Source organism: Winogradskyella sp., from assembly GCF_016744625.1.
Lineage (GTDB): Bacteria > Bacteroidota > Bacteroidia > Flavobacteriales > Flavobacteriaceae > Winogradskyella.
Genome location: NZ_JADGDZ010000018.1, coordinates 1 through 15,165, shown reverse-complemented (window position 1 = coordinate 15,165; position 15,165 = coordinate 1). Strand labels below are relative to the sequence as shown.

Below are 15,165 nucleotides of genomic sequence, written 5' to 3'. Positions count from 1 at the left end.
GACCAAATATATTCAATTCATCATTGTATTATTACAATTCAGTAAAATAGAATTCGTGTTGACTCAAAAATGCTACAAATTTGTATCACAATCAAAAAACGAACTTTTAATCATCAACCAAAATCATGAAATCAAAGATTCACAAACTCAATAAAAACAATAGAAATGCTGTGAGTAAAAAGCTAACCACAATCATCGTCTTATTTTTGACTACGCTTGCATATACGCAAACTACTATTTCTGGTAGAGTAGTAGATAACAAAAACCAACCAATTATTGGAGCCAATGTCTATTTAGATGGCACTTACGATGGAGCCACTACTTTAGAAGATGGTAAATTCTCTTTTACTACAGATGAAAAAGGGACACAAACCTTAATCATTTCATTTCTATCCTATGAGACAAAAACAATTATTAATGATGTTTCTAAACTATCTAACCTTCAAATTAAATTAAGAGAAGATGTAGAATCTTTAGATGCTGTGATTTTAAGTGCTGGTACATTCGAAGCCAATGATAATAGTAAGGTTTCCGTTTTAAAGCCTTTAGATGTTGTTACAACGGCTAGTGCATTAGGTGATTTTGTTGGTGCATTACAAACCTTACCAGGAACTTCTAATGTGGCAGAAGATGGACGCTTATTCGTTAGAGGAGGAAATGCAGATGAAACCCAAATTTTTATAGATGGTATAAGAGTATTTACTCCTTACACACCAACAGCTAATAATACTCCGACACGTGGCCGTTATTCTCCATTTTTATTTGATGGTATTACCTTTTCTACAGGAGGTTACTCTTCTGAATATGGACAAGCTTTATCAAGTGTATTACTTTTAAATACTATTGATGAGCCAGTTCAAGAAAAAACAGATATTGGTATAATGACTGTTGGAGCTGCTCTTGGGAATACTCAAAAATGGGAAAAGTCGTCTTTAAGTTTTAATGTGTCTTATATTAATCTTGCACCATATTTAGAAGTTTTTGAAGATAGAAATGAATGGCAAACACCATATCAAGGCGCACAAGGCGAAACGGTTTTTAGACAAAAGTTGAATAATGGAATGCTTAAATTTTATGCTGCTTTTGATACGTCTAAATTCAAATTAACTCAAGAAGATATTAACTTAGAAGATGGTTTAGATTTTAAATTGAATAATAATAACTTTTATCTTAATACTTCATATAAAGGAGTTTTGGGAAATAGCTGGACAATGACTACTGGCTTAAGCTACACTTATGCTAAAACTGAAATAGGAATTATTACTAGTGATGTTAACGACACTGAAAATTCAGCACATTTTAAATTAAAGTTAAAGAAGCGTTTTAATAGTAGATTTAAATTAAGCTTTGGAGCAGAACAATTCATTACTGATTTCGATGAAAACTTTAAAGACGGAACCATTGACGAAACTTATGGATTCAAAAATAATATTACAGCAGCTTTTACTGAAGCTGATCTAATTTTCTCAAAGAATTTAGCATTAAAGATCGGATTGCGAGCAGATCATAGTTCAATATTTAACGAAACTAATGTGGCACCAAGGGCAGCACTAGCATATAAGACATCTAAGAATGGACAATTCTCTTTGGCTTATGGTAACTTTTTTCAGAATCCAAATAGTTCAGTTTTAAAGTTTGAACAAGACTTAGAAGCCCAAAAGACGTCTCATTACATTCTTAACTATCAATATGTAAATAATGGTAAGATATTTAGAGCAGAAGCTTACAGAAAGGATTATGATAACTTAGTAAAGTTCGATACACAATTCGAAAATTTTGATACCAATTATACCTCTTCAGGAGATGGTTATGCACAAGGTGTAGATTTATTTTGGAGAGATAATACTAGTATTAAAAATGTAGATTATTGGGTAAGTTACTCTTATTTAGATACCGAACGTGATCATAGAAATTTTTCAACATCAGCACAACCTAATTTTGCTACCAATCATAATTTATCTCTTGTTGGAAAGTATTGGATAGACAGTTGGAAGAGCCAAGTTGGACTAAGCTATGGTTTTTCTTCAGGGAGACCATACACAAATCCAAACACCAATGAGTTTTTAGGTGAACGTACTAAATCTTTCAATAGTCTTAGTGTAAATTGGGCTTACTTATTAAGTCCACAAAAAATATTGTATTTCTCTGTAAACAATGTTTTAGGGTTTAAAAATATTAATGGGTATCAATATGCAGATACACCAGATTTTAATGGGCAATTTAATAGACGAGCATTAACTCCTGCAGCCGATCAATTCTTTTTTGTAGGCTTCTTTTGGACGATTAGCGAGGATGGAAAAGACAACCAATTAGATAACTTATAACATTGTAATAGTTTGACTTAGAGGTAAACATGATTTTTATCATACTTTTTACGCTAAATGTTGATTAGCTTTATAGTATAAAATTAAACGTCATGGAAGTCAAGAAGAACCCAAAAGCCAATGTAGGTCGAAACAGCAGTTTATATTTTGCTGTTGGCTTAAACGTAATGTTAGTCTTAACATATTTAGGACTTGAACATAAGACTTACGAAACAGAAGCGACTAAGATTGATATCTTAATGTTAGATGATCAATTTGATGAGGATATTCCAATAACTACGATTAACATTCCACCACCTCCTCCTCCAAAACAAGTGGTTACTGAGGCTATAACTATTGTAGAAGATGTAGAGGATGTAGAGGAAACTGTAATAGAAAGTACCGAAATAGGACAAGATGATGTTATTGAAGATCGTGTTGTTAGTGTAGAAGAAGTTGAAGTAGAGGAAGTAGAAGATGATATAGAAGTACCTTTTGCGGTAATTGAGCAAGTACCAATATTCCCTGGATGTACAGGTAATAAAGCGCAATTAAAAGCTTGTTTTCAAGAAAAAATGCAAAAACACTTGCAGAAGCATTTTAATTATCCACAAACAGCAGCAGAGCTAAATATACAAGGGAGAGTGTTTGTATTCTTTTTAATTGATAAGAATGGTAAAGCTACTAGAATTAAGAGTAGAGGTCCTGATAAACTTTTAGAGACAGAGGCAGAACGTATTATAAGTTTATTACCAAAAATGAAACCTGGTAAGCAACGTAATAAAGCAGTTAGTGTACCATATAGTATACCAATAAACTTTAAGCTTCAACAACAATAAAAGTTATTTAGAACACATAGTTTAAACTAATAGTATTGAATGTAAAACCCCTTCTTAGGGGTTTTATTATTTAAGAAATATGATAAAAATTGTAATTAGCACGAAATTTTAAAACGTCCTGCCGTAATATTAACAGATAGTGAATTAGTGATAATAGGTATGACTTTTTCTGTGAAATTGAATATACCTTCAATAAAGCCATTGTTTGAAATTTTAATACAAAATTCTTAGCAATACTTGTAATAAATTATAAATAAGGATTTTGGATAGTGTACCAATTATGAGGTAAACTATCATATTCAAATGTGCCAGAATGTTGCATGCCTATCTTTTTAAGAATTGTATTTGAAGCTATATGATTAATATCTGCAGCTCCACAAATCTCTTTTAATTGTAAATCTTTAAAGCCATAATCTAAAGAGGCTAAAGCTGCTTCAGTGGCATAGCCTTTTCCCCAAAACTGTTCTTTAAGTCTGTAGCCAATATCATAATAGTCGAATTCCTTTCTAAGATTTTGTTCAAACTTTAAGCCAGACCATCCGATAAATTCGTGCGTTACTTTATCTATTATTGCTAAACGACCAATACCATTGGTTTTGTACTGACCTAAAATATGCTGAATCGCATTTTCCGATTCTTTCAATGTTTTTACAGGATTATTACCTAAGAATTTATGGACTTCTGGATTGGAGTCTAATTCAAAAAAATCTTGCGCATCTGCTTCGGTGATTGGTCTTAGTATGAGTCGTTTTGTTTCTAGTTGAGTGATATTCATGAGTTTGATTTCTGTTTGCCGTTAGAATTCATTTAGACAAGATTAATAGTTTTACAACTGAATTATTATTGAAAATTTTAAGCCGATTCACCAATTTTACCAATAATTTTTGCTGGGTTTCCGCCTACAATGCTCAACTCAGGAACATCTTTGGTAACAACAGATCCTGCACCTATAACAGCACCATTACCTATGGTGATCGGTTTAATAATTAAGCTATTCATGCCAATAAAAACATTGTCGCCTATTACGATATCTCCCATTTCATATTCGGTAACGCCTTTTGATGATAACACCGGAAAATGATTGATAATTTTTGTGCCAGTTGTAATTGTTACGTTATCTCCAATAGTAGTTTTTGTGTTTTTTAAATTGTCAAAAAGGACATCAGTGCCAATAAACACTGATTTTCTGTTTTTGAATTTTATACCACAGAATTTCAACATTAAAGTTCTAAAACCTGGTGGTACAAAAAACTGCATAGACATATGTAAAAGCACAAATTTAAAGGCCTTCTTAACGAATGAAAATGAAAATTTATTCCACGTAGCTTTATGATTCATTGATATCTATATTTCTGTGTTTAAGGTGTTTTGCAGGTACACCAGCAACAATGCTTTTTGCTTCGACATCTTTGGTAACTACAGATCCTGCAGCAATTATAGCACCTTTACCTATATAATTTACTGAACTTGTAATCACTACATTATTACAAATCCATACTTCATCCTCAATTACTAAGGACGAGTTACTCGTAATATTATCAAAGATACTTAGATTGTCATATTCGTGTTTGTGTGTTTGGATGGTTACATTATCTGATACTGTAACATTCTTTCCAAAAGTAATTCCACCAGCATAATCTACTTCAATATTTCTAGAAAACGTGCAAGGACCATTAAATTCAATTTTGGTATTTTTAGTAGATTTGTCAAAATTTGTAATGACTACATTATTTGTAATTTCAATTTCGAAAGTTTTAAAACGCAGATAGAAATAGAGTTTTTTAATTCCTTTTATTAGAGGGAAGGTAAACAATAAAGACGTGAAAAATCGCTGTAAAACATAATCTATTTTGTAAAGGAAATTTTTCATTCTTTAGGATTTAAAAACTACAAATTTAGATACTAAAAAGCGTATTGGAAACAATAAAACTATGGTTACTAAAGTAGATATTAAATAATTCAATTCTAAATATACACCAATATTAAACAATAAATTGGCTAACACATAAAATGCAAAAATAGAAATACAAAACCGAATCAATTTGTTCTTAGTATGTGATGTTTTGAATAAAAATTTGAGTTGCAAAAAATATAAAAGAAGGTAAGATAAACCGTAAATAATCATAAATGCTACAGACTTATTAATGTGTAAGATATCTACCAATAGATATAAGCCAGAAAAAACAAAGCTGTATCCAATAAGGCTTATGTAAGCATATCTAATAAGTTGAAGTATCGTTTCTCTACTTATCTTTATCAAAATATTGTTTCTTTTGGAAATATAAAATCTTCTCTTGGTTCTTTCGTATTCTACCTAGCATATCAGCCATAAGCGCGTAGATGGCTATTAACAATGACATGCCAACTAATGCTAAGCCAATAATTCCAATGCTTTTATATGGTGTTATGCTTCCATTTTTTATCCAATGAATTAAAACAAATCCACTAAAAAGCATAGAGATGATTAATATAACAATAGCTATTGTTATAAAAAACTGAAAAGGTTTATAATCCTTTAAGCTTTTAAATATTATAGATGATGTTTTAAATGCATATTTGGTAAGACTATTAGCTACACGAGAGACTCTACCATCAAAATATTCAACATTTACAGGTATTTGAGCCACACGATAACCTTTATTCGCTAAGTCTAAGATGGTCTCGTGAGTGTATGTGAAACTTCCATCTAAATTCAAATTTAAAAGACAATCTTTAGAATAGGCTCTAAATCCGCATGAAGCATCTTGTATTTTTGTTCTACTCACAAAGCTTACAATTTTACTAATACGTTTATTGCCCCAAAATTTAATTTTAGGCATACGATCTGGACGTCCATTACTAAATCGATTTCCGATAGAAAAATCAGCTTCGTTATTTAGAATAGGTGTTATCATCTCAGCAATTTGCTGAACGTCGAATTGCCCATCTGCATCAATGCTCACTAAAACATCTGCATTAACTTCTAAGGCATAATTTAAAGCAGTTTGAAAAGCGCTACCTACACCTTTATTGTAATTATGGCTAATCACTGTTGCGCCAGCTCTTGTCGCTTCAGAAACTGTATTGTCAGTACTTCCATCATTAACAACCAACAATTCAATATCCGAAGCGTGATCTAATGTTTTAGGAACAGATTCTAACACATTGTGTATCGTTTGCCCTTCGTTTAGGGCTGGCATATAGATGATGACGTTATGAGAACTCATTTTGTTTTAGTGCTAGATTAAAGGTATTTATTCATAATTAAGTAATCGAGACGAAATTCATTCAAAATATAAACAAAACATAAGGCATAAGATGCATAAACAAACCATTTATCTGGTAAATTAAATCTTGAGGCTAAATAATAATAGCCCAAAATAAATCCAGGTAATAAGATGAGCCAATATCTACTAAAACCAGTTCCGGCAAATATTAAACCTAGCATTGCCAGACTAATCACTATAATTAAAAGCTTTGCTCCTAAAGGCTTATTTTTTCGAAAATATCCAATGACAAAAGCAAGAATTAAACCGATACTTAAAATGAAATTTCTAAAACCATCAATAGGAACAAATAAAGACGAGAAAGCCAGAATCCCATTGATTCTATTTACCTCATGATGCTTAATAATACCTAATCCAGCTTTTATATTATAGAGTAAGGGACTATCGCTTTTGTAACGATCAAAATAACTAACTTCAGACAAGTTACTCTGCTCTATATTATACACATATTTTCCCCAAAATAAAATTGGAATACTGAGCATGACACAATAAGTGGCTAATTTAAAAACCTTTTGTTTTGAGCTAATTTTATAGTATTGATAGCAGTTGTAAAGGACAATAACACCTAAAACGGCATAGAGGTATCGTGTCATGGTGAGCACAAGGAAAAACGCAATCATCTTTATGAAATTAGAACTCGTTCGTTCTGAAACCGAATAGTACATGAAACCCCAAAAACAGAAGAGTAAAATACTTTCAGGATATAGTCTTCCATAAAACGTAATGCCAATTGGGTTAACTACACAAAGTGCTACAATAGCCAAAACTATAGTTGTATTGAGTTTTAATGTGCTTAAGAAAAGGTGTAAATACCTAAATCCTAATATGGCTAATAGTATATGAAATAATTTATGAAGCGTTATGCCAATTATTGGTGTTACAGACGTTTTGAAAAAAGCCAAAATGAATGGAATTATTGGAGACACCGTTGAGGGATTTGTTTTCTGGTAATATCTCCCATCTAAGATATTGCTAGCTATACTGTAGTAAGTTGTTTCATCAGCAATTAAAGGCATTATTAAAGATCGAAGTGCAGAAATAAAGCTTAATAAGATTATGATTGCAAATACTTTATGCTCTTTAATTAACTGTACAATTCTCATTAGTTAAAACGCTTTTAAAGGCTAGGTGATGCGCTGTTATTAATTTTTTTGAAAGATAGTAAAAATTGAAGAAGAACTAATTTTGAATCTTAATACTTCTCTATAATTCTGTAGACCTTACCAAAGAGCATTACTGATTACTTTAATTTTTGCATTTTCATTTTTTTTTGTTTAGTTAGTATTAGGTGTTTAGCGTTGATTGATTTTTTAAAATTGCCACATCACTAAGAAAATAATGTGATTCACAGTATATAAAAAAATCCTAATGGATTTCGTTAGGATTTTTAGATTCCGTATCGTGTGCGGAATAACAATATTCATTTATATTTTTAAGTTCAATGTGATCCTGAATCAAGTTCAGAAGGATAAATTATTCTATTGTTTTATAAATCGCATCACTTGTGCATCATCAAGCTTCAAGAAATAGATGCCTTTAGTTAATGAAGCGATATTAATAGTTTCATTATTATTTATACTTCCAGTAGTTAACGTTTTTCCTAAAATATCAATGATACTAAAATCTGTTGCTGCATCTATATTAGAGATTGTAATTGTATTCTCTGATGGAATAGGATATATAGATGGTTTATTTATTAACTCAAAGTCGTTAGTTGATAAGACAGAAGCACCCCAAATAAATGTATCTAAAGCCATATAGTCTAAATTACCAGTAGATGTAAATGTAACTTCATCTACATTTGTAGTACTATAGTCAACAATATCTACTGATGACATGTCTATTAAAGTAAACCCATTATTAGGAGTCAAAGTAGTTGGACTGGCAAAGGTGCCAGAAAAGACAAAGCTAAATACAGGAGTTACATTACCATCTTTTTTCCCTGTTATAGTCAGAGTACCAGAGTGTGCGGTAAAAGAACTTGTAGCACAGAACAGATAGAGCGATTTAATCGTAATATCTGAGCCGTCTGCTGTACTTATTGTGAAACTACTACCGTTACCATTTCCGTTATTATTTCCTACACCAGTTAAATCTACAAATTTTTGATCTATACCATTTCCGCTCCAACCACAACCAATACAAGAGTCAGAATTATTTGGCTCTGTGACACTATTATGATAGCCATGTTCAAAGACATCATAAACTTCACTAGTAGAACTTGTAATATTAAATATCATTCCGTTTTCTGAGAAGGTAGTAGAACCTCCAGATTCATTATCAAAAGTTTCTATGCCTTGTGCATTTGCTAATGGGCAAATTAGTAAAGCCATAAATAATTTAATTAAAATCGTGTAATTTTTTTTCATTTTGAATGAGTTTTTTAGTTAATAGCTTTTATAAAGATAGGGTTAATAATGAGAACCTTACACGTATTTCTACCTGGTTTTAATTGAAATAATGCTATAACACGTAGAAAAAGCTTCTCAATGCATGAAAAAGTCCTAATGAGTTGCATCAGAATTTTTAGATTTTCTATGTGGTCAGTTCGAGTGTTCGAGTAGGTGAGAAATGTATCGAGAACCATTAAAAACAAAAACTTCAATTACTCTCACTCAGCTTATAATTCAATAAGTTGGTCTAAAATATTAAAATGGTGATGCTCAGACCTTAACTCAATACGTAACTTATTATTAAGATATTCAATTCTGTATATTTCTTCTGAAATAAAAAGAGGTGTTAAGATGTCAATAAGCTGAAGGAAGAATTTTGGTTTTTTTCCTTTAGAGCACATTACATATTTCCCTGAAACCTCTAGCTTTGACACTGATTTACTTAATGGTATTTTTAGAATATCTGCTGTAGTTTTTTTTCTTATTTCAAATTCCGAATCATGAGTCCCTTTACGCTCTGTTTCCCATTCTGCTAAAGCCAAAAGACTTTGATATTTAGAAGACATCAGTAAGTTACCATTAGTAGTGAAGGTGGATTTTTTATACATCACATCCCAAGGTTTAGGATGAGGTGTTTTTCCAAAAATGAGAAATGACCATGCATTATACTTTCCTTTTACTTTTCCGTTTTTACTCGCTATGTAGCTTTCAAATTCTGAACAGAATTCCTCATTTAAAGTAAAAAAAGGAGACGATAACTCAGCAGGTGAGGCGTTAGATTTTATTTTCATAAGGTATAGATGCTTAATTATTTTTAGCAATAATTAGCATTATGTTACAGAAAATCGTTATTCACACTCAGCCTATATAGCCGATTAGTTTAATTTTTTAAACCACAAATTTTGTACGCGTCCTGTTGAAGCTCTAAATCCTGTTATTTGCTTATTATCATTTCTTTCGAACATAAAACTATAACCATCAATAAGAAATAGATCACTTTTAGCTACCGAAATCTCAATATCACTTGCACGAGCATGCGTAAACGTCAATTTATCATCTTTTAAAATAGCTTTGTAAGTTGTGTTTAACTCAGGACTAAAATACTCTCCTACAAATTCTTTAAGATCCGAAACCTTATAATTTGGTGGTGTAAACTCATGCGATATAATTGGTTCGTCATCATTAATTAAAACCGTCATTATACGTTTTTTATTTGATTCAGAAAATATCACTCTTAGGTCCACACCAACATTTAGCATTTTAAATTCGTTAGGTGAAATTGGAGCTAAACTACTTTCGTTTCCTTCTCCTCTAAAATATCTAAGCGTATCATTTTTAAGATAAATTTTTCGAGCATAGTTTTGATCATCATTCCAAAAATGACCACCTAATCTCTTTAACTGCTCATTAGAAAGGTTAATATATTTTACATCACCTTTAGATGCAGTAGTGGCATCTGTTTGTTTTTCAAAAGTATCCTCTAAATAAAGATCTGCAACTTGGAGTGCTAAATTCCCAGGATTAGATTGAGCTAAATTACTAAAAACCATAACCGCAAAATTTTGATCCGGAAATCTCCCAAGGTAACTGCGATAGCCAGCATCAGCTCCACCATGTTGTATTTGATTTAAACCTTTATAAGTATTTTTAAATTGACCATAAGCTCCACCAAATGTTTCACCATTATTAAGTACAGCAAGAGTATTCATCTTATCAATAATAGCTTTATCACCTACACTAAGTGATGAGAAATTCATAGACCATAATGCCAAATCTTCAACGGTTGTAAATAAACTCGTTGCGCCAACGTTAGCAAAGTTTAAAACGCTTTTTTTGTACTTGTTATTTTCTACGGAGTGATAAGAATAGGCTCTGTTTTTTACAATTTTTTCATGATCATCATAAAAAAGCGTATTGGTCATTTGTAAAGGTTTGAAAATGCGTTCTTCAGTAAACTCAGCAAACGTTTTACCAGAAATTCTTGCAACCACTTCAGCTAATAGTGTAAAACCTGTATTACAATACATATATGCTTCACCAGGATTAAAATTCAATTCTTTTTGTTGAGATACTAATTTTAAAATGTGCTCTTTAGTAATAACATCATCAAATCGCCAGCCAGCCATACCAAGTAAGGTCCACTGATCTCGCATTCCGCTTGTATGTGACGCCAAATGTCTTAATGTAATTTTTTTACCAAAATCTGGAACTTCAGGAATGTATTTACGAATATCATCATCGAAAGCTAATTTCCCTTCTTTTTCTAATAATAGAATAGAGAATACAGTAAACTGTTTTGAAACAGAGGCAATATGAAAAATTGTTGATGGAGAATTTGGAACGTCATACTCTAAATTAGCACTCCCATAACCCTTTTTAAAAACAACTTTTTTGTTTTTAACAACAGCTACAGTAGCTCCAGGTTTATTAATATCATTAAAGTTTTTGAAAATACTATCTATTTTCGATTCTAACGCTGATGATGTATTGGTTTGTGCTTCTATATTTTGAAACGAAAATGATACAATAACTAGAATTGAAAAAAAACGAAGAACTTTTATAGATTTCATAATTAGGGTTGTTTTTAATGATAACAAACAAGGTTGTTTAGCTTGGAACTAAAGTTAGTAAAAGAAAACGAACCAGAATAAATCCTTAACGTTTTGTTAAACTCTGTTAACATGGGTTAATAGCTGTAACAATATTGAAACACATACGTCTATACTGTATAAATAATTAAATATTAAAATAATGAGAACATTAAATACAAATAGAATTACAACGACATCAAACGCAACGAAAACATTTGTTTGGAATTCGAAAAGACGTTACAGTTAAACAAATAGTAAAATCATCAATCAATCAATCAATCAATCAATCAATCAAAATTATGAGAACATTAAACACAAATAGAATTACAGCGACAACAAACAAAACAAAAACCTTTGTTTGGAATGCAAAAAGACGCTACAGTTAATTAACTGGTTATCTATATAACACATCAATCAAAACAATCAGTAAACACCCTTGTTAATTTATATTTTCAAGGGTGTTTATTTTTAATTAAGGACTGATTATATTAGAGCTTTTCGCACTTAGCCTGTATAACTTTCTTTTAACCAATTTTTGAAACAGGCAAAACATATCTCCAGCCTTAAAAAAAAATCCAAATAGTACTTTAATCTATTGCATAGTTTTTATGAACTCATGTATTTCATCCAAGTGCTTCTGTTTTGTTTTTTCAGAAGAATGTCCGTTTGCATTATCAACTGCACCATTAAATATATGACTAATGTTTAATGAAGAACCCTTACCAGCTGAATGACAAGAGAAACAGTTTCCCATACCTGCTAAATTCTGACCATGAATAGTTGTTGGTGTAAATCCTAGTTGCTCATAGGTTTCCATGGTTATGTTATATGCCGCAACAGATCCTCTTGGTAGTTTACCAGGAGATGCATCATGCAATTTACCTCCTAATGAAACCAATAATTGAGCTTGTTTTGTTGGATAACTATAGTGCTCTGTATCAATCCAAATAGAGCCATTATAGAAATAATTATTCCATATATCAGTTAATTGCGAATGCACATTTGTATTTATAAAATCAATATTATTGAAGTTTTTGGGTTCTGTTTGGCTAGTTTTAAGAAAAGCATCTAGTGGTTGACGTGGAACTCCGTATTGGTTAACGGCAAAAACATTAGTGCTATCTGGTTTAGAGCCATTACTTGTAATATTTGCAATGGTAGCAGTTGCATTAACATCGAATAAGAGTTTGTTAGTTTTTGAAGTCACAGGTATATCTGATGTTGTAGTAGATTTCCAATCGTAATATGGGACTAAATCATTATGTTCAAAAGTAGCCCAAACAAATTCAGGATGATTATATACAATACCCACAACATGCATTCCTAATAAAGCAATTTTAGTGTCTGTTCCTTCAACAACTGCATCAGTTACAAAATAAGAGCTTGTATCTTCAATTGCATTTGCATCAACCCACGCTATTTTTAATTCTAACGATCCTATAGGAAACGTTGCATCTACGTACTCACTTTTGTCTTTTGGAGCATACTTCTGAATGCTATTATATAATGTTTTATTCACATGAATTGAATAGTAAACCGAATAACTGGTATCCTTAGCATTAAAAGATTTATTTGTGTTTAGTATATCACCTGTAGCTTGTACATTATCTGCAGAAGACAACACAATTTTTTTATCTAGACTGGTTACAGGCACAGTTTGATTGTCCACCTGAATCAGGTTTTGCATAAATAACGGACTTCCTGAAACATCATTAGTTAGCCAAAGAAATTTTTGCCAAGACCATTGATGAAAATCACAATTAGATACAGTAACATTATTTCCAAAAACACTAGTGCTATCTTCTTTTGGTGCAGGTGTATTTCTCTTTCCAGTTGTTGGGTCAATCGTAAACCATGAAGCGTCTGCGATACATAAGGCGTTAGCTTCTGTGTTTACGTAAGTTTCAAGCTCTTGGTCTGAAGTAGCTTTTTCTTTTTTGGCATCTTTACAAGATGTAGTCATTAGTACAACTAATGTTAGTATACCAATTAAACGTTTAAAGTTGTTCATAATATTTTGTGTTGGTTTTGCATTTATAAAATTACGACTATAAGCAATCTTATTTACGCGTATTTATACCTGTATTTCTGAAAATCAGTAACTTATAAGCGATTAGATGGCTATTTTTTGTAGAATTTAAAAAATCGAATAGGTTAGAAGAGGGCGTTTAGATTTGATTAGCTGTTAGTTTGAGTCGTTTAATTTTTAGCGAGAAATGTATCTAGAATCATAGTAACTCCTAAAGCTTCTCGATACAAAATTCTAAAAAGCGAATTTCACTCGAAGTGACATCACTGGTTTTTAAATTGCTAATACCTAATGTTTCACCTAGCAGAAGTAAACTGTTGAGTTGTGCTTTGCTTTGTGAAAGGGCAGGAGTATGATTCCAACCATCAACATGGTCTAACAGTGTAAGCCTTACGTTGGGTTTTAACAGACATAAGAGGAATAGATAAAGTATATATTACATTACTGTATCATTGTCATTACATTTTCAGTAATCCTGTCACATCTGCTAAATCCAAACTCATAAATACTATTATCAGTTGTAAGGTCGTAAAGTTTTACTTTAAGCATCTCTTTAGAACGATGCAAGCGTATTTTTATATTAGCAATGGTTAAATCTAGTACTATTGCAATTTCTTCAAGACTCATACCTTCTACTTCCTTCATTATATAAACGGTTCTGTATTTTATGTCTAAATGGTCAATGGCATTTTCTAATAATTGCTTAGCTTCATTCCGTATCATTTTGTCTTGCGGATTTAACTGTTTGTTATCTGGAATTTCTAAAATAGTATTGCGCTGTAATCTATCAGAGTATTCGTTTAAATGATAGAGCTTCCCTTTTTCTTTTAGACGAGCCAGAGACTCATTTATTCCTATACGAATTAGCCAAGTAGAGAATGATGCTTCTAATTTAAATTGATATAATTTTGTAAATGCTTTTAGGTAAGTATTTTGCATTACATCTTCAATCTCTGTTTCGTCTTTTAAATAACTTCTAATAATACGATACAGTTTTTGATTGTTACGCTTCACTAAAATTTCGTAGAGTTCTTTTTCACCTCCCAGAATCCGTTGTATGACGTCTGCTTCTTTTATTTTATGATTATTAAAATCATTAATATCTATAGCTTCCATTGTATTATGCCTTTTACTTTAGATAAGGAAACGCGAAAAAAGTTACAAAACTTTGTATCCTTTTTTAAAATCTGCTATCAAAAGGGTATAACAAATTTATAAATAATTAAAAAAATAAAATTATGGATTCAAATGTTCAGTTAGTAAAAAACTTATTGAAATACACTTTTGGTTTAGTGCCAATCGTTGCAGGATTAGACAAATTCACTAACATTTTAACCAATTGGAGTCAGTACATTTCAGAAGGTTTTGCAGAAATGCTATCTTTTGAGCCAACAACATTTATGATAATTGTTGGTATTATCGAAATTATTGCAGGTATTCTTGTTTTAACAAAAACAAAATTAGGAGCTTATGTCGTTTCTGGTTGGTTAGTAGCTATAGCGTTAACCTTAATTTTTAGTTGGAGTTATATAGATGTTGCTGTGCGAGATATTGTGATGGCAATTGCTGCTTTTTCATTAGCTAAATTATCTGAAAACAATTTTAGTAGAGCCAAAAATTAAATATACTCTTATAAATGTCACATAACGTCCACTGTGTATGGCGTAGTGAGGCGCGCCTCACGGATAGCCATTGTTGCGCCTCATTCGCTATACATGCTGTTGTGTGTAGTTTCGTGTGTAGT

At 31.4% G+C, this 15,165-nt stretch carries 14 protein-coding genes; 3 read left to right on the top strand and 11 right to left on the bottom strand.

Annotation, left to right across the window (positions count from 1 at the left end):
- Positions 1-125: 125 nt before the first annotated feature.
- Positions 126-2,324 carry a TonB-dependent receptor gene (locus QZZ53_RS06055; RefSeq protein WP_296382578.1) on the top strand — a complete coding sequence of 733 codons (2,199 nt, stop codon included), beginning with the start codon at positions 126-128 and terminating at the stop codon, positions 2,322-2,324.
- Positions 2,325-2,416: 92 nt separating this feature from the next.
- The gene (locus QZZ53_RS06050) at positions 2,417-3,142 is read left to right on the top strand and encodes an energy transducer TonB (protein WP_296382576.1); all 726 of its coding nucleotides are present in this window, start codon (positions 2,417-2,419) and stop codon (positions 3,140-3,142) included.
- A 247-nt stretch (positions 3,143-3,389) separates the two neighbouring features.
- Here QZZ53_RS06050 and QZZ53_RS06045 read toward each other — a convergent pair whose 3' ends face one another.
- The 11 genes from QZZ53_RS06045 to QZZ53_RS06000 all read right to left on the bottom strand — a co-directional run bounded on the left by QZZ53_RS06045 (position 3,390) and on the right by QZZ53_RS06000 (position 14,537).
- Complete coding sequence (locus QZZ53_RS06045) at positions 3,390-3,917, bottom strand: GNAT family N-acetyltransferase (protein WP_296382574.1); 528 nt, start codon at positions 3,915-3,917, stop codon at positions 3,390-3,392.
- Between the two features lie 77 nt (positions 3,918-3,994).
- Entirely contained in the window at positions 3,995-4,480 is a 486-nt protein-coding gene (locus tag QZZ53_RS06040) for an acyltransferase (protein WP_296382572.1), read from the bottom strand.
- Positions 4,470-5,012: an acyltransferase gene (locus QZZ53_RS06035; RefSeq protein ID WP_296382570.1), complete on the bottom strand. Its 543-nt coding sequence runs from the start codon at positions 5,010-5,012 to the stop codon at positions 4,470-4,472. The genes QZZ53_RS06040 and QZZ53_RS06035 overlap by 11 nt, the downstream gene beginning before the upstream one ends.
- 3 nt (positions 5,013-5,015) lie before the next feature.
- A complete protein-coding gene (locus QZZ53_RS17135; RefSeq protein WP_365940379.1) occupies positions 5,016-5,402 on the bottom strand; it encodes a GtrA family protein in 387 nt (128 codons plus the stop codon).
- Positions 5,386-6,348 (bottom strand): glycosyltransferase family 2 protein, encoded by a 963-nt coding sequence (locus QZZ53_RS06030; protein WP_296382568.1) that lies wholly within the window; start codon positions 6,346-6,348, stop codon positions 5,386-5,388. The genes QZZ53_RS17135 and QZZ53_RS06030 overlap by 17 nt, the downstream gene beginning before the upstream one ends.
- Positions 6,349-6,365: 17 nt before the next feature.
- Positions 6,366-7,511 (bottom strand): hypothetical protein, encoded by a 1,146-nt coding sequence (locus QZZ53_RS06025; RefSeq protein ID WP_296382566.1) that lies wholly within the window; start codon positions 7,509-7,511, stop codon positions 6,366-6,368.
- A gap of 375 nt (positions 7,512-7,886) precedes the next feature.
- On the bottom strand, positions 7,887-8,777 hold the full coding sequence (locus tag QZZ53_RS06020) for a T9SS type A sorting domain-containing protein (protein ID WP_296382564.1): 891 nt from the start codon (positions 8,775-8,777) through the stop codon (positions 7,887-7,889).
- A gap of 251 nt (positions 8,778-9,028) precedes the next feature.
- On the bottom strand, positions 9,029-9,592 hold the full coding sequence (locus tag QZZ53_RS06015) for a hypothetical protein (RefSeq protein ID WP_296382562.1): 564 nt from the start codon (positions 9,590-9,592) through the stop codon (positions 9,029-9,031).
- Between the two features lie 84 nt (positions 9,593-9,676).
- Positions 9,677-11,371, bottom strand: a complete 1,695-nt coding sequence (locus QZZ53_RS06010; protein ID WP_296382560.1) for a serine hydrolase domain-containing protein — start codon at positions 11,369-11,371, stop codon at positions 9,677-9,679.
- Between the two features lie 613 nt (positions 11,372-11,984).
- Positions 11,985-13,403, bottom strand: a complete 1,419-nt coding sequence (locus QZZ53_RS06005; RefSeq protein ID WP_296382558.1) for a hypothetical protein — start codon at positions 13,401-13,403, stop codon at positions 11,985-11,987.
- Positions 13,404-13,862: 459 nt separating this feature from the next.
- Positions 13,863-14,537: an RNA polymerase sigma factor gene (locus QZZ53_RS06000; RefSeq protein ID WP_296382556.1), complete on the bottom strand. Its 675-nt coding sequence runs from the start codon at positions 14,535-14,537 to the stop codon at positions 13,863-13,865.
- 122 nt (positions 14,538-14,659) lie between these two features.
- Here QZZ53_RS06000 and QZZ53_RS05995 point away from each other — a divergent pair, with 122 nt between their 5' ends.
- The gene (locus tag QZZ53_RS05995) at positions 14,660-15,043 is read left to right on the top strand and encodes a DoxX family membrane protein (RefSeq protein ID WP_296382554.1); all 384 of its coding nucleotides are present in this window, start codon (positions 14,660-14,662) and stop codon (positions 15,041-15,043) included.
- Positions 15,044-15,165 lie beyond the last annotated feature (122 nt).